This window comes from Micromonospora sp. DT43 (genome assembly GCF_049841645.1).
GTDB lineage: Bacteria > Actinomycetota > Actinomycetes > Mycobacteriales > Micromonosporaceae > Micromonospora.
On the sequence record NZ_JBNCKR010000009.1, the window covers coordinates 106046 to 126743 of the forward strand.

Below are 20698 nucleotides of genomic sequence, written 5' to 3' on the forward strand. Positions count from 1 at the left end.
CCATGCGGATCGCCATCGCGGGCGCCGGCAACGTCGGCCGCTCGATCGCCCAGGAGCTGATCGAGAACGGCCACCAGGTGATGCTCATCGAACGGCAGCCGAAGATGCTCCGGCCGGACCGGGTTCCGGCCGCCGAGTGGGTGCTCGCCGACGCGTGTGAGGTGGCCAGCCTGGAGGAGGCCAACGTCGCCGGCTGCGACGTGGTGGTCGCGGCCACCGGCGACGACAAGACCAACCTGGTGCTGTCGCTGCTGGCCAAGACCGAGTTCGCGGTGCCCCGGGTGGTGGCTCGGGTCAACCGGGCCGAGAACGAGTGGCTCTTCACCGAGCAGTGGGGCGTGGACGTCGCGGTGAGCAAGCCGCGGGTCATGGCCGCGCTCGTCGAGGAGGCGGTCACCGTCGGCGACCTGGTCCGCCTGATGACCTTCCGGCAGGGCGAGGCGAACCTCGTCGAGATCACCCTGCCGCCGACCGCGCCCTACGTCGGTCAGCCCATCCACGCGGTGCCGCTGCCCCGCGACTCCGCCCTGGTGGCGATCCTGCGCGGCAAGCGCGTCCTGGTGCCCAGCCCGGACGACCCCATCGAGGCCGGTGACGAGCTGATCTTCGTCTGCACCGCCGAGGTGGAGGACGACGTCCGCGCGGTCATCCTCGGCCCGGACAGCGTCGAGCGGACCCGCGGCTCACGCTGAGCGCTGGGCCGCCGCCGGCGCGGGTGACGCGACAGCTCAGGCGCCGGGCAGCGGGGTGGGTTGCGGCTCCCGGGTGACCCGGCGCACCGTCCAGACGGTGATGAGCAGCAGCAGCGCGTACGGCGGGTAGCCCAACGCCAGCCGGGCCACGCCCAGCGCGGTGTCCTCGTGGGCCAGGTAGAGCCCGGCCTGCACGCCCACCTTGGCGAGCCACACCACGCCCCAGAGCACCGTCAACCGGGTGAAGGTGCGTACGAGCTTCGGGTCGGCCCGCCACTCCGAGCGACCCTTGGCGACAAGCACCGACCAGATCCACCCGACGAGGGGCTGCCGGACGACCGCCGAGATCAGCAGGGCGATGCCGTAGCCGATGCCGTAGAGGATGCCGGGAAGGTAGAAGTCCCGCTCGTCGCCGGTACGCCAGGCGATGGCGGCGCCGATGCCCACACCGAACAGCCCGTTGACCGCGTGCCGGATCGGCCGGCGCTGGGCCAGCCGCAACCCGGCGATCAACAGCGCGACGGCCACCGAGGCGATCACGGCCGGCCGTAGGTCGCCGATGATGTTGGCGAGCACGAAGACGACCACCGGGATGCTGGACTCGACAAGCCCTCGCCACCCGCCGAGCTGGTCGGCCATCTGTTCGGCGATCGTGGGCAGTGGCTCGTCGTCCTGCGGAGGATCGGTCTCCGGTTGTGTCGCCCGGTGCTGTCCCGTCGTCATGCCCGGCCTTCCGTCCGCGGTGCCGTCACTTCGGCGAGTCCAGCTCGTAGTAAGGGTTGTAGATGACCTTGCGGTCGTCGCGCATGGCCACCCGACCGCGCGCGGTCAGGTGCCGCCCCGGCTCGATCCCGGAGATGTGTCGCCGGCCCAGCCAGACCAGGGTGACCACGTCGCTGCCGTCGTACAGGTCGGCCTCGAGGGTGGGCAGGTTGGTGCGCGGCGTGTAGACCACTGTGCGCAGCCGACCAGCGACCGAGACCACCTGACCTCGGGAGCACTGCTGGGCCAGGACGCCACCGCACTCGGCGCTCTCCTGACGCAGCTCCTGCGCGTCGATCTCGGCCTCGCTGGCGGTGAACCGTTGCAGGATGCGCCGCAGCGACACCCTGCTCTCGTCGGTCGTCATGACCTCCGCGTCACCCTCTCCACACTCGCCGGCGCTGGCCGGCACCGGCCCAGCTCCGGCGACGCCGGAACCGTCCCGCCAGCGTACGCCGACGGGCCCGGTTCCGGCGGGCCGGTGCGCCGTCGGTCAGACCTGACGGGGCTCGGCGGCGGCGGACGCGTCCGCGCCCTCGGCCTGGTCGGCGATCTCGCGGGGCAGCCGCAGCGGCAGCGGCTCACGGACCGGCTTCGCCTCCTGGCCACGGTCGACCACCAGGCCGTCCAGGCACTCGGCGAGCGGCCCGGCGCTGGCCGGGTCGGTGGCCACCGGGCCCTGGAAGACGCCCCGGACCATCCAGCGCGGCCCGTCGACGCCGACGAACCGCAGGTTCGTGGGGCCGTCCGCGGTCCGCACCTGGGCGTGCAGCTCCGGGCCGTACTCGCCCTCGACCTCCTGGGCGGCGGCGCCGTCGCCCAGCAGCGACTGACGGATCTCCTCGCGCACCTCGTCCCAGATCCCCTCGGACCGGGGGGCGGCGAAGACGCCGAGCTGCAGCGCGTTGTCCCCGTGCACCAGCACCACCTGCTGGATCACGCCCTGCGGGTCGGCCTGCACCCGCACCTCCACCTCGGCCACCGCCGGGATGTGCAGGCTGCCGAGGTCGAGTCGCTGCACGTCGTCGTCGACCTCGGAGATGTCGTACGGCCCGCGCACCAGCCCCGGCGTCGACGCCCCGGCGCCCTCGTCGAGGACCTCGGCGGTCCGCTCGTCGCGGGTGTGCCGCCCGGCATCGGCCCGCTTTCGGGAGAAGATCACTGCGCCCACCCTCCGCTGTTCACAATCACCCTGCCACCTCTTCCGTCTGCCCGGGGCCCGGCCCGGGCCGCCGCTGGTCGGCCCACTCCTGGCCGGCCGGTGACGGCACCAGCCCGGCGTGCCCGCCGGTCGAGCCGTGCCCGCCGGTCCCGCGCGCGGAACCGGGCAACTCGGCCACCGGCTCGAACCGCGCCCGCGCGACCCGCTGGACGACGAGCTGGGCGATCCGGTCGCCACGGGAGATCTTCGCGGGCGTGTCCCGATCATGGTTGATCAGGTTGACCATGATCTCACCCCGGTAGCCGGCGTCGACCGTACCGGGCGCGTTGAGCACCGTCACGCCGAGCCTCGCCGCCAGGCCGGAGCGCGGATGGACCAGGCCCACGTACCCGTCCGGCAGCGCGACGGCCACGCCGGTGGGCACCAGGGCCCGACCGCCGGGCGGCAGCTCCACGTCCGCGGCGGCCACCAGGTCGGCCCCGGCATCGCCGGGATGGGCGTACGTGGGCAGCGGCAGCTCGGCATCGAGCAGCCGTACGGGCACGGGTACGACGTCGGTCACGGGTCCCCTCTTCGTCCGGTTGTCTCCGGTGACCCTGCCATCCTGCCGGTTGGCTGGCCCGCCGTGCGCCGTACCCTCGCAGGAGTGAGCATGTCGCCCTCCCCGTCCGCCGATCGGCCGCCGGTCCCGGCCCGTCCGGCGTACGCCGAACGGCTGGACCTGCCCTGGTGGCTGTGGCTGACCGGGCTGGTGGCCGCCGCGCTGCTGGCCGTCGAGATCTGGATGGGCGGGTCCGGCGCCCGCGCCTGGGTGCCCTTCGCGGTGCTGCTGCCGGTCACCGCCGCCGCGCTGTGGTGGCTGGGCCGGATCCGCGTCACGGTCGTCGACTCCGAGCTGCGGGTGGACGACGCCCGGCTGCCGGTGCGCTTCGTGGCCGACGTGATCCCGTTGGACGTGGCCGGCCGGCGTGAGGTGCTCGGGGTGGGCGCGGACCCGCTCGCCTTCGTCGTGCAGCGGCCGTGGGTCGGCGGCGCCGTGCAGGTCGTACTCGACGACCCGGCCGACCCGACCCCGTTCTGGGTGGTCAGCAGCAGGCGGCCGGTCGAGCTGGCCGAGGCGGTGCTGGCCGAGCGGGACGCCCGCCGGCTCGCCGACCGTACGGCCGGCGAGCCGGGCTGATCGACGCTGACAGGCCGCTCAGGTGCCCGTGGGCGGGCCGGGCAGGGCCGGCGGTGGCGCTGGCCGGGCGATGCCCTGACGGCGCAGGTCCACCTGGAGTTGGTCGGCCATCTGGCGCGTGGCCCGGCGGTTGAGGAAGCTGGCCACCGCCGCGCCGGTCAGGAACGGCCCGAGCGTGGTGAGGTTGCGCCCGAAGCGGCGCAGCAGCATGTCCCGCATCTCCTTGCGGGCGGCGGTGCCGAGCACCGCGCCCACGCCCACGCCGGGCACCATCGGGTTGACCCCGCGCTGGGTGGCCCAGGAGTGCACCAGGGCCACCGCCCGTTGACCGCCGGCGCCCGGCAGCGCCACGCCGTGGATCTCGTGCAGCTCACCTATCAGTTTCAGCTCCACAGCCACGACGGCGACGGTCTCGGCGGCGAGCAGCACGGGCGCCGAGAGCAGCGTGGGCGCGACGGTCCACTCGACTGCCGCGACTCCCCCGCCGGCGGCGCCGATCCCGGCCGTGGCGCGGGAGGCGTTGCGGATCAGTCGCTCGGCCAGGGCGGCGTCGTCCAGGCCGGGAAAGTGTCGGCGCAGGGTGGCCAGGTCCCGCACGGGTACGTGCGGGGCGATCTCGGCCACCGTGTCGGTCATCCAGCGCACTGCGGCGCGGGGTTTGAACAGGTCGGAAATGCCCCGGCTGCGGGCCTGGCTCACCATCCGGGTGAGCAGTTGGCGCCGCCGGGCCGGCGCGATGTCGTCCGCGGTCAACGCCGCGACGGTGGCGCCGAGGTCGTCCGCGCCGCCGTCGGTGGTGTCGCCTCGATCGCTCATGGGTCGGACCTCCCGGTGCTGTGGCTACCCGCTACGAGTCAAGCAGGTACCCACCGGCGTCGCATGCCTACACCGGTAGCGGCGGCCCCGATCAGGAGGCCGCCGCCGGTGTCGTGAGTGTCAGACGCACTCTCGGCAGATCAGCTCGCCGTTGCGCTCGACCGCCAGCTGGCTGCGATGGTGGACCAGGAAGCAGCGGGCGCACCGGAACTCGTCCTGCTGCATCGGTAGCACCTTGACAGTGAGCTCCTCGTCGGCCAGGTCGGCGCCGGGCAGCTCGAAGCTCTCGGCGACCTCGGCCTCGTCGACGTCCACCGCGCCCGACTGTGAGTCGACGCGCCGTGCCTTGAGCTCTTCCAGGCTGTCCTCGCCGAGGTCGACCTCGTCGCGACGCGGGGCGTCGTAGTCGGTGGCCATCGGTTGTCACTCTCCCATATCGATGTTGTCGCTTCCGGTTGTAACGCCGGACGACGCTGTTTCGGTTCCGCTGGCCGACCACCACTTGTGTCGGGCACCCGACCCGGGGACTGTACGGGTCGAGACCGCTGGGGCCACTCCCCTGCGAGCGCGGAACCTTACCCCCCCTTGGGCGAGGCATGTATACCGCCCTTGCGGCTGAGATGTACGCCCCCGCACGCGAAGTTGTTCCCAATGTGATTCAGGCGACACGAAGATAGGGGTAGTAGTACCCGGTTCGCGGTCGGCGCGCCGGCATGTCGGACTGTTTCCACGCGACGGCCGGACAACCGTTAACCTCAGCGGCGTATTCGACGGCCGGCGGTCAGTGCGATCGGTGGCGGCCGCCGCCACCCACCTGAGGTCCCGGGAGCGCCCAGATGAGTTTTGCGCGAGTGCGAGCACTCGTCGTCGTCGGCCTGCTGGGGGTCCTGGCCCTGGCCTTCGTGATCACCGCGATCGTCCGCGACAGCCAGGGCGAGGCCGGCGCGGCGGGCGGCTGCCCGGACGGCTGGCCGCTTGCCGACGTCACCCTGCACGAGACCAAGGACGTCAAGATCAACGTCCTGAACGCGACCGACGAGCCGGGCCGGGCCGGCGCGGTCGCGGACGACTTCCGCAACCGCAAGTTCCAGGTCAAGAAGGTCGGCAACGCGCCGAAGGGCATCGACGACGTCGCCGTGCTGAAGTTCGGTCCCAAGGGTGTCAGCTCCGCCCACCTGCTCAAGGCGTACTTCCTCAACAACGCCGAGCCCGTCTACGACGAGAAGCGCACTGACGACGTGGTCGACGTGGTGTTGGGCAACGGCTTCCAGCAGCTCGCCACCACCACCGAGGTCAACCAGTCCCTCGGCGACCTGGGCCCGCCGGTCGCGCCCGCCGGCTCCTGCCCGTCCCCGGCCGCCAAGAAGTGACGCCGTAACCGCCCGGATCCGCCCGCTGCCACCCCGGTCCACCCCCGGCGCTCCCGACGCGCTCAGGACGTCGTCAGGGGCCGCCGGAGGCGTCCAGGGCGGCCAGCCGGTCGTGCAGCCCGGCGAAGAGGGCGGGCGGGGCCGCGATGACCAGGTCCGGGCCGGGCGGGCGACCGGCCAGGCCGGAGACCCGCGCGCCCGCCTCGGCGGCCACCAGACCGCCGGCGGCCAGGTCCCAGGCGGCCAGACCCTTCTCGAAGTACGCGTCCAGCCGCCCCTCCGCCACCAGGCAGAGGTCCAGGGCGGCGGCGCCGAGGCGGCGGATGTCCCGCACCGACGCGATCAGCCCGGCCACCACCGACGCCTGGTGCGCCCGCCGACCGGCGTCGTAGCCGAAGCCGGTGCCGACCAGCGCCTGCCCCAGGTCCGTCTCCCCGGAGCAGCGCAGCCGGACACCGTCGCGCCAGGCACCGCCGCCCCCGGTGGCGGTCCACTCCTCGCCGGTGTTCACGTTGCGCACCACGCCGGCGACCACCACCCCGTCCACCTCGGCCGCCAGCGACACCGCGCTGTACGGCAACCCGTAGAGGTAGTTCACGGTGCCGTCGATCGGGTCGACGATCCACCGCACGCCGCCCGGCTCGGCGGGGCCGGTGTCCTGGGTGCCGTACTCCTCACCCAGGACCGCGTCCCCCGGCCGCAACGCGCGCAGCGCGTCGAGGACCTGCCGCTCGACGGCGCGGTCCGCCGCCGTGACCACGTCGGTGACAGTGCTCTTGGTCGCCGCCACGGACACGCCCTCGGCCCGCATCCGGTACGCGGTGGCCGCGGCGTCCCGCGCCACCTCGATCGCTATCGCCAACAGTTCCCGCGGTGGCGGCGCCGAACGGTCCATTCCAGGGTCCCCTTCCCGTACGACCGGGGCGTTCCGGGCCGTGCGCGAGTATCATCCTTACAAAGTCCACATCTGCGCCGAATCGGCGGTCCCGCCGCCGTTACGCCGTGCGGCGCAGGATGATCGCCGCAGACGGCGTTACAATTCACCCCTGCCCACGCGCCACGGACCGCCGACCACCGGCCGGCCCGGGACACGGGGGTCCCTCAACCACATCGCCCGGCCCGGTTGCCCCACGCTGTGCCGGACGACCCGGCCGTGCCCGCTCTTCGCCTCCGGAAGGTCATTCGTGACAGAACCCCGCCAGCCCGGCGCCGACGTTCGCTCGCTCACCGACACCCTGATCGCCCACGCGCAGAGCGCCGGTGGTCAGCTCACGTCGGCTCAGCTCGCGCGCACCGTCGAGACCGCCGAGGTGACTCCGGCCCAGGCCAAGAAGATCCTCCGGGCGCTCTCCGAGGCGGGAGTGACCGTTGTGGTGGACGGCTCGGCGAGCACCCGCCGCCGGGTCGCCGCGGCCCGCTCGACGACCCCCGCGTCCCGGGCCACCACCGCCAAGACCACCAAGAAGGCCGCCGCGCCCGCCCCGAAGCAGGCGCCGGCCTCCGACGAGCCGCCGTCGACCCCGGCGCCACGTAAGGTGGCCGCTCGCAAGGCCGCCGATGGCGCCGCCGCGCCCACCCCGGCGAAGGCGACCAAGTCCACCCGCGCCACCAAGGCGACGGTGGCCGCGGCGGCCGGAGCCAAGCCGGTCAAGGCCGGCGGTAAGGCCAAGGGCGAGGGCGCCGAGGGTGAGATCGACCCGGAGGAGCTCGCCGCCGCCATCGAGGACGTGGTGGTGGAGGAGCCGGCCGAGCTGGCCCAGGCCGCCGAGACCGACGCCGCCGCGTCGGCCACCGACAACGACTTCGAGTGGGACGACGAGGAGTCCGAGGCCCTCAAGCAGGCCCGGCGCGACGCCGAGCTGACGGCCTCCGCCGACTCCGTCCGGGCGTACCTGAAGCAGATCGGCAAGGTTCCGCTGCTCAACGCCGAGCAGGAGGTGGAGCTGGCCAAGCGGATCGAGGCCGGGCTCTACGCCGCCGAGCAGCTACGCGCCGCTGACGAGGGCGAGGAGAAGCTCGTCCGGGAGATGGTCCGCGACCTGGGCTGGATCTCCCGCGACGGCGAGCGCGCCAAGAACCACCTCCTCGAGGCGAACCTCCGTCTGGTCGTCTCCCTGGCCAAGCGGTACACGGGACGCGGCATGGCCTTCCTGGACCTGATCCAGGAGGGCAACCTCGGCCTCATCCGCGCGGTGGAGAAGTTCGACTACACCAAGGGCTACAAGTTCTCCACGTACGCCACCTGGTGGATCCGACAGGCCATCACCCGGGCCATGGCCGACCAGGCCCGCACCATCCGCATCCCCGTGCACATGGTCGAGGTCATCAACAAACTCGGCCGCATACAGCGCGAGCTGCTCCAGGACCTGGGCCGTGAGCCCACGCCGGAGGAGCTGGCCAAGGAGATGGACATCACACCGGAGAAGGTGCTGGAGATCCAGCAGTACGCCCGGGAGCCCATCTCGCTGGACCAGACCATCGGCGACGAGGGCGACAGCCAGCTCGGTGACTTCATCGAGGATTCCGAAGCCGTGGTGGCCGTCGACGCGGTCTCGTTCTCGCTCCTGCAGGACCAGCTCCAGCAGGTGCTGCAGACGCTCTCCGAGCGTGAGGCGGGTGTGGTACGTCTGCGTTTCGGCCTGACCGACGGTCAGCCGCGGACGCTTGACGAGATCGGTCAGGTCTACGGGGTGACCCGGGAGCGGATCCGGCAGATCGAGTCCAAGACGATGTCCAAGCTGCGTCACCCGTCCCGGTCGCAGGTTCTCCGGGATTACCTGGACTGAGCCGGTTTCGTCAACCGAACGTGTCGTTTTGGCCACCTGGTGTGCAACACCAGATGGAGATCGTCCGGATGCACGAATGTGATCGTTGACGTGGCACCCTTGGTGCACGGCACACTGTCCCTGCCAGGTGTGACCTCGGTCCCCCGCGGGCACACAGGGAAGGCAGCGCCTAGCAAGGGTGTTGCACGATAGGTGAGCAACGACCGAAGAGATTGTTCATCGGTGACGACCAGAGGAGGAAGGCGATGAACTCGACCCTCACGCCGCCGCCCGAAACGGTGGCACCCCCAGCCGCCGATGAACGGTGCGACCGCTGCAATGCTGCCGGTAAGCTCCGGATCACTCTGGTGGGTGGGAGCGAGCTGGTGTTCTGCGGGCACCACGCGAACAAGTACGCGGAGGATCTCGTGAAGATCACCGAGCGGTTCGCAACGGAGCCCGATTTCAGCTGGCGTGGCGCCGACCTGATGGCGAACTGAGTCCGTAGACCGACATAGCCGACCGGAGGCACCCCGAGGGTGCCTCCGGTCGGCTTTTTCCTGCCCAAGCGCCCAACCGCCCCGCGCCTCGGCACCGCCCGGCCCCCCGTGATCCACTCAGTTTCAGGGAAGTCGCGCTTTCCACCTCGGTCGAACACCGCGATTTCAAGGAAGTCGAGGGGGCAGCAGCCGGGCTTAGAGGGTCTGCACCGTCGCGATGCGTTCCTCGAGCTGCTCGATGGTGGCCTGGGCGCTCGGCGGGCCGCCGCAGAGCCGGCGCAGCTCGGCGTGGATCTTGCCATGGGGTTGGCCCGTGCGATGGTGCCGGGCGGCCACCAGAGCGTTCAGTTGCCGTCGGAGCGCCACGCGACGCTGGGCGGCACTCATGGGTGCCGGAGGCGCCGCCGTGGGCGCAGCGGCCGGCTGAGCGGCCCCGTCGGCCGTACGACGGCGCTGGGCGGCGAGCTGCGCCGCCTGGCGCTTGGTCAGCAGCAGCGAGACCTGGTCGGCGGTGAGCAGGCCGGGCAGGCCGAGGTACTCCTCCTCCTCCGGGGTGCCGGCCTGGGCGGCGGTCCCGAACGACGCGCCGTCGAAGATCACCTGGTCCAGTTCGGCGGTGGCCGAGAGCGCCGCGAAGCGCTTCTCCAGCTCCCCGCTGGCCTGGTCGTCGCGCTGCGCCCGTTCCAGCAGGTCGTCGTCGAGGCCGTCGGAGTCCTTGGGTTTGCCGAGGACGTGGTCCCGCTCGTTCTCCATCTCGCTGGCCAGCCCGAGCAGGTGCGGCACGCTGGGCAGGAAGACCGACGCCGTTTCGCCGGAGCGGCGGGCCCGCACGAACCGACCGATGGCCTGGGCGAAGTAGAGGGGGGTGCTGGCGCTTGTGGCGTAGACGCCGACGGCGAGCCGGGGGATGTCCACCCCCTCGGACACCATCCGCACCGCGACCAGCCACCGCTGGTCGGACGCCGCGAACGTCGCGATCCGCGCGGAAGCGCCCTGGTCGTCGGAGAGCACCACGGCGGCCTTCTCGCCTGTCACCTGCTCGATGAGCTTGGCGTACGAGCGGGCGGTCTGCTGGTCGGTGGCGATGATCAGACCACCGGCGTCGGGCATGCCGGCGTTGCGCAGCACGGTGAGGCGGGCGTCGGCGGCGCGCAGCACCTGCGGCATCCAGTCCCCCGCCGGGTCCAGGGCGGTACGCCACGCCTGCGCCACCAGGTCCTGGGTCATCGGCTCGCCGAGGCGGGCCGCCAACTCGTCCCCCGCGTTGGTGCGCCAGCGGGTCTCCCCGGAGTACGCCAGGAAGAGCACCGGCCGGACCACGCCGTCGCGCAGCGCGTCGGCGTAGCCGTACACCGAGTCGGCGTGGGAGCGCAGCAGCCCGTCACCGCCCCGCTCGTAGGTGACGAACGGGATGGGGTTGTCGTCGGAGCGGAACGGCGTACCGGTGAGCATCAGCCGGCGTACGGCGGGTTCGAAGGCGTTCTTCACGCCGTCGCCCCAGGAACGGGAGTCGCCGGCGTGGTGGATCTCATCGAGGATGACCAGGGTGCGACGGGTCATGGTGCGCCGCCGGTGCACCTGCGGGGCCATCCCCACCTGGGCGTAGGTGACCACCGCGCCGTGGAAGTCGGCAGCCGAGTGCACGTCGGCGTTGCGGAACGCGGCGTCGAGCTGGATGCCCACCCGCGCCGCGGCCTCGGCCCACTGGTTCTTCAGGTGCTCGGTGGGCGCGACCACGGTGACCGCCTCGACGGTGCCGTCGCCGAGCAGCTCGGCAGCGATCCGCAGGGCGAAGGTGGTCTTGCCGGCGCCCGGCGTCGCGACGGCTGTGAAGTCCTCGGTACGCCGACGCAGGTACTCCACCAGGGCCTTGCGCTGCCAGGCACGTAGTGCCGGGAACGTCTCGAGCACCGGCGTCCGGGCTGCCACGCGAAAGCTCCTCTCCGACCGCACGAGGGCGGACACCGGGCGAGGGCCACGAGTACCGCCGCCCATGAAAACGCCTCCGCGCAGAAGCTGCCGCGAAGGCCGACTCAGCATAACCAGCGCGGGCCCGTCGGCCCAGGCGACACCACGCCTGTCACATTCACCACCCGCGCAGGACGAGCCTCACCACTCCGGGTCGCCGGTCGGCGGTGGCCGCAGCGTGGCCACCGGCGCGGACCAGCGGCGGCGCAGCGCGATCAGGCGCAGCCCGAAGACCCCGACCGCGGCGGCGGTGAGCGGCGCCGGCCCGGTCTGCCCGGTGACGTACAGCAACGCCACCGCGACCGATCCGGCCAGGGCTGCCACCGCGTAGATCTCCCGGCGCAGCACCACCGGGATCTCGGCGGTCAACAGGTCCCGGCCGAGCCCGCCGCCGATCGCCGTGAGCATGCCGATCAGACAGGCGCCGACCGCCGGCACCCGGGCGTCGAACGCCTTGAGCGTGCCGGTGACGGTGAACAGACCGAGGCCCGCGGCGTCGAGCACCAGCACCGTGGTGCGCAGTCGGGCGAGCTGCGGGTGCAGCCAGAAGACGGCGAGCGCGGTGATCGCCGCGGTGGTGGCGTACCGCCAGTCGGCGAAGGCGAGCGGCGGTACCTCGTCGATGACCAGGTCACGGAAGATCCCGCCGCCGAGCGCGGCCACGAAGCCGACGAACGCGACGCCGAACAGGTCGAGTCGTTTGGCCACCGCCGCCGAGGCGCCGGAGGCGGCGAAGACCGCCACCCCGGTCAGGTCGGCGAGGAGCAGGGCGGTGGAGGTGGTCACCGCCGCAGGCTACGTCGCCGGCCGGAGCGCCGGCCGGGGTTCACTCGCGGTACGAGTCGTAGATCTCCTTGCACTTGGGGCAGACCGGCGAGCCCGGCTTGGCCGCCTTGGTGACCGGGAAGGTCTCCCCGCAGAGCGCGACGACGAAGGTGCCCATGACGGCACTCTCGGCGATCTTCTCCTTGCGGACGTAGTGGAACATCTCGGGACCGGTGTCGGCGTCCTTCAGTTCCGGACGCTCGAGAACCTCTGTGCTCACGTCTGCACCTCCAACCGCCAAGTTTGGCAGGTCATCACGGCCGGGTCCACTTGAGCCCGGTCCGGTTCCGACCCGTACCGTGCCGGTGTGACTGACTTTCGCATCAGCTTCGGCACCGAGGTGGCCGAAGCCCTGCGCGACGGCCGGCCCGTCGTCGCGCTGGAGAGCACCATCGTCTCGCACGGCCTGCCCCGTCCGCAGAACCTGCGGGTGGCCCGCGAGATCGAGCAGGCGGTCCGGGACGCCGGGGCGGTGCCGGCGACCATCGGGATGATCGGCGGCGAGCTGGTGGTCGGCCTGGACGACGCGCAGCTGACCCGGCTGGCCACCGTCGACGGCGTGACGAAGCTCTCGGTCCGCGACCTGGCCGTGGCGGCCGCGACCGGCGCCGACGGCGCCACCACCGTGGCGGCGACAAGCGCGGTGGCCGCCGCCGCCGGGATCGGAGTGTTCGCGACCGGCGGCCTGGGCGGCGTGCACCGGGAGGCGGCGCACACCTTCGACGAGTCGGCCGACCTGGTCACCCTGGCCCAGACTCCGATCACTGTGGTCTGCGCGGGGGTCAAGTCGATCCTCGACGTGGGCGCGACGCTGGAGCGCCTGGAGACCCTCGGGGTCGCCGTCATCGGCTACCGCACCCGCCGGTTCCCCGGCTTCTACCTCACCGACGCGGGCTTCGACCTGGACTGGTCGGTGGACTCCCCGGAGCAGGTCGCCGCCGTGCTGGCCGCCCGCGACGAGCACGCCGTGCACACCGGCGGCCTGCTCGTCGCCAACCCGTTGCCTGTCGACGAGCAGCTCGACCCGGAGCTGCACGACCGGACCCTCGCCGAAGGGCTGGCCCGGCTGGAGCGGGACGGGGTGACCGGCAAGGCCGTGACGCCGTACCTCCTGGCGCACTTCCACTCGGCCACCGAGGGCGCCAGCCTGGCGGTGAACGTCCGGATCATCCTGCGCAACGCCGACCTGGCCGCGCGCATCGCGGTCGCCGCGGTCGCCCGCGCCTCCGCCGTCCCGGCATGACCCCTGGGGCCCGCGTGGTCGTCGTCGGGGACGTGATCACCGACGTGGTCGCGGTGCTGTCCGGGCCGCTCGCGGCCGGGTCGGACACCGGCGCCGAGATCAGTCTCGGCGGGGGTGGGCAGGCGGCCAACACCGCCGCCTGGATCGCCGCGCAGGGAATGGCCGTCACACTCGTCGGCGCGGTCGGCGACGACGACGCCGGGCGCGACCGGGTGGCCGAGCTGGACCGCGCGGGCGTGGATTGCACCCTCGAGCGGGTGGTGGGCGCCCGGACCGGCACGGTGATCGTGCTGGCGGCCGACGGCGAGCGGACCATGGTCACGTCGCGGGGCGCGAACCTCGCGTTGCGCGCCGAGCACGTGGAGAAGGCCCTCACGGCGGTGCCCGACGCGGGGCATCTGCACCTGTCCGCGTACACCCTGTTGGACGCCGGGTCGCGCGGCGCGGGGTTGCGGGCGCTGGCCGCCGCCCGCGAGCGCGGGCTCACCACGAGCGTCGACGCGGCGTCCGCGGCGCCGCTGCGGCGGGTCGGCGCGCGGACCTTTCTCGGTTGGGTACGCGATGTCGACCTGCTGCTGGTCAACGCGGACGAGGCCACGGTGCTGGCCGGCGGTCTGGACCCGGCGGCGCAGGGGCGGGCGCTGTCGGCGACGGCTCGGCGGGTCGTGGTGAAACGCGGCGCGGCGGGAGCGGTCTGGGTGGACCGCACCTCGCCGGTCTGCGTGGCTCCGGCCCGGCGGGTGGCGGTGGTGGACGTCACGGGTGCGGGCGACGCCTTCGCGGCCGGTCTGCTCACCGCGTGGCTCGCCGGTGCCACCCCGACCGCGGCACTGAACCGCGCCACCGACCTGGGCGCGCTGGCCGTCTCCACAGCAGGCGCGCGGCCGCAGCCGTAACTGTCGACGGCGGGCGTAACGGCCGGCCGACGGTCACCGCACGGCCGATCGAGCCCTGACCCACGCGACGCGGGTCAGGGCTCGACGTCGATGACCTTGTGCGGGCGCTCCTCGGCGGTGAGGCTCATCGGCGGGGTCTCGTCCTGTCGCCGGGGGTGGAACCGATTGGCCAGCCGGTGCTCCTCCTTGGGCGGCCGGTCGTTCGCTAGCAGCACGGCCAGCCACGGAATGAGCACCATGCCGAGGGCACACAGCGGCAGCCAGACCCAGAGCAGTGGGGCGTTCGCGCCGACCAGGATCGCGCCGACGATGATGCAGGCCACCCGGATGCCCATCATGAGGACATAGCGGCGCTGACGGCTGGTGAGCTGATCATTCTGGCTGCGCGAGGCATCGGTGATCAGAATCGGCTGGTACGCCTGACGCTTCACCATGGACCTCCTCGAGGGGATTACGCCCCATCCTGTCACCACGGAGGCGTGATCAGCGAAAATTGACCTGGCCCGGTACGTGTTACGTGCGTGGTACGCTGCGCGACGTGGGCAGCAGGTTCAGCTTCACCGACGAGGCGTTGGCCAACCTGAGGGTCTACGACGTCACGCCCGGGGAAGTCTGGGAGGCGCTGCACAGCGCCCGACGGGTCATCCGCCACCTGGGTGACGACGTGATGGTGGTCTACGCCGCCGGCCGACGCGGCCGCCGCCTGGCGGTGCTGCTCGCCGAGGCCGATGGCACCGACAACGACTGGGACATCCTCTCCGCCCGCGAGCTGAGCGACGTCGAGTCGAAGCGCTACGACGAGGCCGTGCGGAGAGATCGCCGATGAGGAGGCCGTGACGATGCACCGTAACGACGCGACCAAGCAGTTCCACAGCGGCGACGACCGGCTCGCCGACCTGATCGACGACAGCCCTTCGGTCGATCTGCCCACCCCCGACACCGACGTGCCGATGGTGAGCCGATCGGTGCGGCTGCCACTGGAGACGTACGAGCGGGTGCGCGCCGCCGCCGACGCCCGGGGCATCGGGGTCACCACGCTGATGCGGCAGTGGATCGAGGCCGGCCTCGCCGACCTGGACGACTCCGCGACCGTCTCCCTCGCCGACGTCCGGCGGGCGCTCGCCTCGCTGGCCCACCCGACCGCCGCCTGAGCGCGCGGGTCAGCCGCCGGCTGTCTTCGCCTTGGCTGCCGCCTTCATCTGCTGCTTGTACTCCCGCACCCGGCGCAGCGAGTCGGCGTCGGTGACGTCCGCCACCGACCGGTAGGCGCCGGGGTCGCCGTACCCGCCGGCCGCCGTCCGCCAGTCCTGCGGGGTCACCCCGAACCGCTTGCCGAGCAGGGCCACGAAGATCTGCGCCTTCTGCTTGCCGAAGCCGGGCAGCCCTGCGACCCGCCGCAGCAGCTCCGGCCCGTCGGCGACGTCGGCCCAGAGCAGCGCGGCGTCCCCGTCATAGCGCTCCACGAGCACCTGACAGACCTCCTGCACCCGGGCCGCCATCGCCTTCGGGAACCGGTGCAACGCGGGCGGCTGGGCGAAGAGCGCGACAAGCGCCTCCGGGTCGTGGCCGGCCAGCTCCGCCGCGTCCAGGTCGTGGCCGAGCCGCTGGGTGAGCACGTACGGCGAGGAGAACGCCTTCTCCATCGGCACCTGCTGGTCCAGGGTCATGCCGAGAAGCAGGGCCAGTGGGCTGCGCTCCAGCAGCCGGTTGGCCTCCGGATCGATGGGCAGCACGAGCGTCATACCCGCCATCTTGCCTGGCCCGCGGATCCGGGCCGGCACCGACGCTCCGGCGGTCGTCCGGCGGGTGCTGCCGACGCGGGACGACACGAAAGGCAGGATGAGGGCGTGGACGAACACGACATGCTGCTCTCCCCCGCCGGCGTCGACGCGCTGCGCGCCGCGCTGGCCCGGACCGGGTTCACCAGCCACGGCATCGCCGAGCGGCTGGGCGCGCAGGCCACCGCCGCGGTCGCCCGCAACGACTACCGGGCCGCACTGCGCGCGACCGAGGACGGCGACCCGCTCGGCACCCTGATCCGGGTGTTCATCTGCGACCAGACCGAGCCGGAGGCCGCGGTGGCCGCCGCGCTGGCGCCCCTCCCGCTGGAGGAGGCCCTGGCCGGCGGGCTGGTCGAGCGGTACGGCGACGGCCTGCGCGCCGGCGTCGACCTGGAGCCGTACGGCGACGACTGGTGGGTGCTCGCCGACGTGCCGGCCAGCGCCCGGCCGGGTCGCCCGCTGCACGCCGAGCACGTGCTGGGCATCGGCGGCGCCACCCAGACCCTGATCGGCGCGACGGTGCGCCGGCCGGTGGGCAGCGCTCTGGATCTGGGCACCGGCTCCGGCGTCCAGGCCCTGCACCTGGCCACCCACGCGGACACGGTGACCGCCACCGACCTCTCCGAGCGGGCCCTGCGCTTCGCCGCGACCACCGCCGCCCTCAACGGCCAGGACTGGGAGCTGCTGCGCGGCGACCTGGTCGCCCCGGTGGCCGGGCGCCGCTTCGACCTGGTGGTGAGCAACCCGCCGTTCGTGGTCGGCCCGGGTACCACCACGCACGTCTACCGCGACTCGGGGCGGGTGGGTGACGCGATCGCCGCCGAACTGGCCGCCGCCGCTCCCGGCCTGCTCACCGAGGGCGGCACCATGCAGTACCTGGCGAACTGGGTGCACGTCGCCGGCGAGGAGTGGGACGAGCGGGTGGCCGGCTGGTTCGCCGGGACCGGCCTGGACGCCTGGGTGATCCAACGCGAGGTGGCCGACCCGATGGCGTACGTCGACCTGTGGCTCAACGACGTCGGCGAGGGCGCCGACCCGCAGCGGGCCGCCGTCTGGCTGGACTGGTTCGACGCGCACAAGATCGAGGGAGTCGGCTTCGGCATCGTGTCGCTGCGCCGAGGTGGGCACGCCGATCCGGTGGTCCGCGTCGAGGACCTGCGTCAGCAGGTCCAGCCGCCACTGGGCGACCACATCGGCGCCTGGTTCGACCGCCAGGACTTCCTGCGGGTACGCGACACCGAAGGGCTGCTCGCCGAGCGCTACCGGGCCGCCGACGGCCTCCAGCTGCGCCAGGAGGCCACCATGGGCGACGAGGGCTGGGCGGTGGACCGGCAGGTGCTCGCGATGCCGCACGGCCTGCGCTGGACCGAGGAGATCGACCCGCTGGTGCTGGCGCTTGTCGGTGGTGCCGATGGCCGGCTGCCGCTGCGCGACCAGCTCGCCCTGCTCGCGGCGGCCCACGACGTCGCACCCGTGGAGATGGCCGAGGCCGCCGGCCCCATCGTCGCGCACCTGGTGGAGCGCGGCTTCATCGAGCCGGTGACCGCGTGATGCGAGCAGACGTGCGGCGCGGCACCGCGGCGAGCGGCCTCACGGCGAGCGGCCTCACGGCGGGCTGCTGATGCGGGCCGTGGTGCAGACCGTCGGGCGGGCCAGCGTGACCGTGGATGGTGAGGTGGTCGGCGCGATCGGAAACGGCCTGCTGGTGCTGCTCGGGGTGACCCACACCGACACCGCGGAGACCGCTCGGACGATGGCCCGCAAGGTGCACGAGCTGCGCATCCTGGAAGGCGAGCGCTCCGCGGCCGACACCGGCGCACCGATCCTGGTGGTCAGCCAGTTCACCCTGTACGGCGACGCCCGCAAGGGTCGCCGCCCGAGCTGGACCGCAGCCGCCCCCGCCGAGGCAGCCGAACCCCTGGTGACAGCGGTGGTCGACGCCCTCCGCGAACGAGGCGCCAAGGTCGAGACCGGCCGCTTCCGAGCCCACATGCTGGTGGAGAGCACCAACATAGGCCCCCAAACCCTCCTCCTGGACCTCTAACCCCACCCCACCCCCACCCCGAACAGCTCTCCCGCGTTGATCATGAGGTTGGCGGGCATTCTGAAGATCGAAGGGCCGGTCAACCTCATGATCGACGGGTAGGGGCCTGGGGCGCAGGGCCGGGTGGGGCACCCGGGGGTCAGGAGAAGAGGCCTCGGCGGGACAGGGAGCCGCGGAGCCAGGTGTCCAGTTCGGCGGGCCAGTCGGTGTGGTCGGCGGTGGCGTACTCGACAGTGAACCGGCCGAAGGCGTCCCGGCCCTCGGTGAAGACGCCGCCGCGCTTGTCGACCTCCAGCACCACCTGCATCTGTCGCGCGTCGGCGATGAAGGTGACCTCCAACTGGTTGATCGACCGGGCGTACTGCGGTGCCGGGCTGAACTCGATCTCCTGATAGAACGGCAACGTCTGCCGTACGCCGTAGAGGTGCCCACGCTCCACGTCGGCGCGCGCGAAGCGGAAGCCCAGTCGCAGCAGCGCCTCCAGCAGCCGCTCCTGCGCGGGCAGCGGGTGCACTGTCACGGCGTCCAGGTCGCTGGTGTCGACGGCGCGGGCGACCTCCAACTCGGTCCGCAGGCCCATCGTCATTCCGTGCAGGTGCTGTCCGTACAGCTCGGTGACGGGTGTCTCCCAGGGCACGTCGAAGCGGAACGGGAGGTCGTGGCGCTGCCCCGGCTCCAACCGGAACGCGCCGGTGATCCGCTGGCGGTGGAACTCCTGCGTGGTGTCGTAGTCGCTGTCGCCGCTCTCCACCTCGACCCGGGTGACCAGGCCGAGCGTGACGTGCTCGATGTCGACCTGGTGGTCGCCGCCGAGCACCTGGATGCGGCCCTCCAACTGCCCGCCGGGGCGGCAGTTCGGGTTGGCGAGCACCGTCTCGACCGACGGGCCACCGACCCCCATCGCCTTCATGAGCCGCTTGAAGACCACACCGTCCTCCATCGTCGGACCACGCCGACCCGGGGCGGCCGACCTGCCCGCAACGTAGCCGGGCGGCGCACGCAACCGCCCGGACGACACACCGCGGCAACGATCCGGCCGGATTCCTGTCGGGTGCCCGATCGCCTCACTCCCGTTTCACGCCCTGCCCGCCAAGCTGTGTTTCACACCGGCACCACTGGGCCGGAGACACGGCACAGACGTGGACACGGGGAGAGACAGAGATGGTCCTGCAGATGACGGAACACCGGACGCGCCCGGCCACCAGCACCGAGAGCAACGGGCCCGCAGAGGCCCTCACCGACCTGGACGCCACCGACGAGCGCGGCATCTCCACCGACCTGGTCCGGGCGTACCTGAACGGGATCGGCCGGACGAAGCTGCTCACCGCGGCGCAGGAGGTCGACCTGGCCCGCCGGATCGAGGCCGGCCTGTTCGCCGACGAGAAGCTCGCCACCTGCACCCCGGTCTCCGAGGAACTGCGGGCCGACCTGGAGCTGATCGTCGCCGAGGGCCGCGCCGCCAAGGACCACCTGCTGGAGGCGAACCTGCGGCTGGTGGTCAGCATCGCCAAGCGCTACACCGGACGCGGGATGGCCTTCCTCGACCTGATCCAGGAGGGCAACCTCGGCCTCATCCGGGCGGTGGAGAAGTTCGACTACGCCAAGGGTTACAAGTTCTCCACGTACGCCACCTGGTGGATTCGGCAGGCCATCACCCGGGCCATGGCCGACCAGGCCCGCACCATCCGCATCCCCGTGCACATGGTCGAGCAGGTCAACCGGATGGTCCGGGCCCGCCGCGAACTGGCCGTGACGCTGGGTCGCGAGCCCACGGTCGCCGAGGTCGCCCGCGCCCTGGACATTCCCGAGTTCCAGGTCATCGAGCTGATCTCGTACGACCGCGAGCCGGTCAGCCTGGACCAGGCCGTCGGCGACGACGGCGAGAGCGCGCTCGGTGACTTCGTGGCCTCGGTGGACCCGCGCACCGACCCGGGCGAGGGCGCCGCGCAGGGCGAACTGCGCAACGAGGTGAGCATCGTGCTGGCCACGCTGTCGCAGCGGGAGCAGGCGGTCATCCGGCTCCGGTTCGGGCTGGACGACGGCCGGCAGCGCACCCTGGACGAGGTCGGCCGGGAGTTCGGCCTGTCGCGTGAGCGCATCCGGCAGATCGAGAAGGTGACGCTGCTGAAGCTGCGCGCTCCGGAGCGGGCGCAGCGCCTGGAGGCGTACGCCTGCTGACGCACCCGCTCCGACAGGAAGGCCCCGGCGGTTCGCCGGGGCCTTCCCCACTGTCGGGGTGTTTGACTGTGGCACCGATCCATAGCCGCGAGGAGAGCTACCGTGAACTGGACGTTGGAAGTGGTGATCGTGCCGGTCTCCGATGTGGAACGGGCGAAGACGTTCTACGCCGACCAGCTCGGCTTCGTCGTCGACCACGACACGGTGATCAGTGACGAGGCGCGCATCGTCCAGCTGACGCCGCCCGGCTCCGGCTGCTCGATCGTCATCGGCACGGGTGTGGTCCCGGAGATGCCGCCCGGCTCGCTCCGGGGCCTCCAGCTGGTGGTGCCCGACCTGAAACGGGCCCACGCCGAGCTTGTCGAACGTGGCGTGCAGGTAGGCGACATCCAGGTGGTGGGCCAGAACCCGCGCCCGGTGCCGGACCCGCTGGACAATGTCGGCTTCGTCTTCTTCGCCGACCCGGACGGCAACACCTGGGGTGTCCAGCAGATCTCCAGCCGCACCTGACCGGCC

General features: G+C 72.4%; 26 protein-coding genes. 13 read left to right on the top strand and 13 right to left on the bottom strand.

Going from position 1 to position 20698, the window contains the following annotated elements:
* Positions 1-2: 2 nt before the first annotated feature.
* The gene (locus ACLQ26_RS21505; protein WP_363682289.1) at positions 3-692 is read left to right on the top strand and encodes a potassium channel family protein; all 690 of its coding nucleotides are present in this window, start codon (positions 3-5) and stop codon (positions 690-692) included.
* Between the two features lie 36 nt (positions 693-728).
* Here the strand turns inward: ACLQ26_RS21505 and ACLQ26_RS21510 are convergent, their stop codons facing one another.
* From ACLQ26_RS21510 to dut, 4 genes are all read right to left on the bottom strand, one after another.
* On the bottom strand, positions 729-1415 hold the full coding sequence (locus ACLQ26_RS21510; RefSeq protein ID WP_425746132.1) for a DUF3159 domain-containing protein: 687 nt from the start codon (positions 1413-1415) through the stop codon (positions 729-731).
* Positions 1416-1440: 25 nt separating this feature from the next.
* Complete coding sequence (locus ACLQ26_RS21515) at positions 1441-1821, bottom strand: OB-fold nucleic acid binding domain-containing protein (RefSeq protein WP_357498525.1); 381 nt, start codon at positions 1819-1821, stop codon at positions 1441-1443.
* A gap of 126 nt (positions 1822-1947) precedes the next feature.
* Complete coding sequence (locus ACLQ26_RS21520) at positions 1948-2616, bottom strand: DUF3710 domain-containing protein (RefSeq protein ID WP_425746133.1); 669 nt, start codon at positions 2614-2616, stop codon at positions 1948-1950.
* A 25-nt stretch (positions 2617-2641) separates the two neighbouring features.
* Entirely contained in the window at positions 2642-3178 is a 537-nt protein-coding gene (gene dut / locus ACLQ26_RS21525; protein ID WP_425746134.1) for a dUTP diphosphatase, read from the bottom strand.
* A gap of 90 nt (positions 3179-3268) precedes the next feature.
* Here dut and ACLQ26_RS21530 point away from each other — a divergent pair, with 90 nt between their 5' ends.
* Positions 3269-3796 (top strand): DUF3093 domain-containing protein, encoded by a 528-nt coding sequence (locus tag ACLQ26_RS21530; protein WP_425746135.1) that lies wholly within the window; start codon positions 3269-3271, stop codon positions 3794-3796.
* 18 nt (positions 3797-3814) lie between these two features.
* On the opposite strand, the gene ACLQ26_RS21535 is transcribed toward ACLQ26_RS21530, so the two are convergent.
* Both ACLQ26_RS21535 and ACLQ26_RS21540 read right to left on the bottom strand, forming a co-directional pair.
* A complete protein-coding gene (locus tag ACLQ26_RS21535; protein WP_393294889.1) occupies positions 3815-4612 on the bottom strand; it encodes a hypothetical protein in 798 nt (265 codons plus the stop codon).
* 120 nt (positions 4613-4732) lie between these two features.
* Positions 4733-5029: a DUF4193 domain-containing protein gene (locus tag ACLQ26_RS21540; protein WP_007075406.1), complete on the bottom strand. Its 297-nt coding sequence runs from the start codon at positions 5027-5029 to the stop codon at positions 4733-4735.
* A 434-nt stretch (positions 5030-5463) separates the two neighbouring features.
* Between ACLQ26_RS21540 and ACLQ26_RS21545 the strand changes: the two genes are divergently transcribed.
* Positions 5464-5982 (top strand): LytR C-terminal domain-containing protein, encoded by a 519-nt coding sequence (locus ACLQ26_RS21545; RefSeq protein ID WP_425746255.1) that lies wholly within the window; start codon positions 5464-5466, stop codon positions 5980-5982.
* Between the two features lie 73 nt (positions 5983-6055).
* Here the strand turns inward: ACLQ26_RS21545 and ACLQ26_RS21550 are convergent, their stop codons facing one another.
* Complete coding sequence (locus ACLQ26_RS21550) at positions 6056-6877, bottom strand: inositol monophosphatase family protein (protein WP_425746136.1); 822 nt, start codon at positions 6875-6877, stop codon at positions 6056-6058.
* A gap of 289 nt (positions 6878-7166) precedes the next feature.
* On the opposite strand from ACLQ26_RS21550, the gene ACLQ26_RS21555 reads away from it, so the two are divergent.
* Positions 7167-8768, top strand: coding sequence for an RNA polymerase sigma factor (locus tag ACLQ26_RS21555; protein ID WP_425746137.1), 1602 nt, complete (start codon positions 7167-7169; stop codon positions 8766-8768).
* A 245-nt stretch (positions 8769-9013) separates the two neighbouring features.
* The gene (locus tag ACLQ26_RS21560; RefSeq protein WP_007456919.1) at positions 9014-9247 is read left to right on the top strand and encodes a DUF7455 domain-containing protein; all 234 of its coding nucleotides are present in this window, start codon (positions 9014-9016) and stop codon (positions 9245-9247) included.
* A 195-nt stretch (positions 9248-9442) separates the two neighbouring features.
* Here the strand turns inward: ACLQ26_RS21560 and ACLQ26_RS21565 are convergent, their stop codons facing one another.
* From ACLQ26_RS21565 to ACLQ26_RS21575, 3 genes are all read right to left on the bottom strand, one after another.
* On the bottom strand, positions 9443-11176 hold the full coding sequence (locus ACLQ26_RS21565) for a DEAD/DEAH box helicase (RefSeq protein ID WP_425746138.1): 1734 nt from the start codon (positions 11174-11176) through the stop codon (positions 9443-9445).
* 180 nt (positions 11177-11356) lie between these two features.
* Positions 11357-12001, bottom strand: coding sequence for a trimeric intracellular cation channel family protein (locus ACLQ26_RS21570; protein ID WP_425746139.1), 645 nt, complete (start codon positions 11999-12001; stop codon positions 11357-11359).
* Between the two features lie 40 nt (positions 12002-12041).
* A complete protein-coding gene (locus ACLQ26_RS21575) occupies positions 12042-12260 on the bottom strand; it encodes a DUF3039 domain-containing protein (RefSeq protein ID WP_007456912.1) in 219 nt (72 codons plus the stop codon).
* A gap of 87 nt (positions 12261-12347) precedes the next feature.
* On the opposite strand from ACLQ26_RS21575, the gene ACLQ26_RS21580 reads away from it, so the two are divergent.
* Together ACLQ26_RS21580 and ACLQ26_RS21585 are read left to right on the top strand one after the other, a co-directional pair.
* The gene (locus ACLQ26_RS21580) at positions 12348-13283 is read left to right on the top strand and encodes a pseudouridine-5'-phosphate glycosidase (protein WP_425746140.1); all 936 of its coding nucleotides are present in this window, start codon (positions 12348-12350) and stop codon (positions 13281-13283) included.
* The gene (locus tag ACLQ26_RS21585; protein ID WP_425746141.1) at positions 13280-14179 is read left to right on the top strand and encodes a carbohydrate kinase family protein; all 900 of its coding nucleotides are present in this window, start codon (positions 13280-13282) and stop codon (positions 14177-14179) included. The genes ACLQ26_RS21580 and ACLQ26_RS21585 overlap by 4 nt, the downstream gene beginning before the upstream one ends.
* Positions 14180-14253: 74 nt before the next feature.
* Here the strand turns inward: ACLQ26_RS21585 and ACLQ26_RS21590 are convergent, their stop codons facing one another.
* Entirely contained in the window at positions 14254-14613 is a 360-nt protein-coding gene (locus tag ACLQ26_RS21590) for a DUF3099 domain-containing protein (protein ID WP_266251071.1), read from the bottom strand.
* Positions 14614-14717: 104 nt separating this feature from the next.
* Between ACLQ26_RS21590 and ACLQ26_RS21595 the strand changes: the two genes are divergently transcribed.
* Together ACLQ26_RS21595 and ACLQ26_RS21600 are read left to right on the top strand one after the other, a co-directional pair.
* On the top strand, positions 14718-15005 hold the full coding sequence (locus ACLQ26_RS21595) for a hypothetical protein (protein ID WP_007456905.1): 288 nt from the start codon (positions 14718-14720) through the stop codon (positions 15003-15005).
* A gap of 13 nt (positions 15006-15018) precedes the next feature.
* Positions 15019-15330, top strand: a complete 312-nt coding sequence (locus ACLQ26_RS21600; RefSeq protein WP_363682905.1) for a hypothetical protein — start codon at positions 15019-15021, stop codon at positions 15328-15330.
* A gap of 9 nt (positions 15331-15339) precedes the next feature.
* Here the strand turns inward: ACLQ26_RS21600 and ACLQ26_RS21605 are convergent, their stop codons facing one another.
* Positions 15340-15930: an HhH-GPD-type base excision DNA repair protein gene (locus tag ACLQ26_RS21605; protein ID WP_425746256.1), complete on the bottom strand. Its 591-nt coding sequence runs from the start codon at positions 15928-15930 to the stop codon at positions 15340-15342.
* A gap of 96 nt (positions 15931-16026) precedes the next feature.
* On the opposite strand from ACLQ26_RS21605, the gene ACLQ26_RS21610 reads away from it, so the two are divergent.
* Together ACLQ26_RS21610 and dtd are read left to right on the top strand one after the other, a co-directional pair.
* Positions 16027-17511, top strand: coding sequence for a DUF7059 domain-containing protein (locus ACLQ26_RS21610; RefSeq protein ID WP_425746142.1), 1485 nt, complete (start codon positions 16027-16029; stop codon positions 17509-17511).
* Positions 17512-17581: 70 nt separating this feature from the next.
* Positions 17582-18004, top strand: a complete 423-nt coding sequence (gene dtd, locus ACLQ26_RS21615; protein WP_425746143.1) for a D-aminoacyl-tRNA deacylase — start codon at positions 17582-17584, stop codon at positions 18002-18004.
* 139 nt (positions 18005-18143) lie between these two features.
* On the opposite strand, the gene ACLQ26_RS21620 is transcribed toward dtd, so the two are convergent.
* On the bottom strand, positions 18144-18932 hold the full coding sequence (locus ACLQ26_RS21620; RefSeq protein ID WP_425746257.1) for a sporulation protein: 789 nt from the start codon (positions 18930-18932) through the stop codon (positions 18144-18146).
* 233 nt (positions 18933-19165) lie between these two features.
* Here ACLQ26_RS21620 and sigB point away from each other — a divergent pair, with 233 nt between their 5' ends.
* Both sigB and ACLQ26_RS21630 read left to right on the top strand, forming a co-directional pair.
* Positions 19166-20182 (top strand): RNA polymerase sigma factor SigB, encoded by a 1017-nt coding sequence (gene sigB, locus ACLQ26_RS21625; RefSeq protein ID WP_393294876.1) that lies wholly within the window; start codon positions 19166-19168, stop codon positions 20180-20182.
* A gap of 102 nt (positions 20183-20284) precedes the next feature.
* Positions 20285-20692, top strand: a complete 408-nt coding sequence (locus ACLQ26_RS21630; RefSeq protein WP_425746144.1) for a VOC family protein — start codon at positions 20285-20287, stop codon at positions 20690-20692.
* Positions 20693-20698 lie beyond the last annotated feature (6 nt).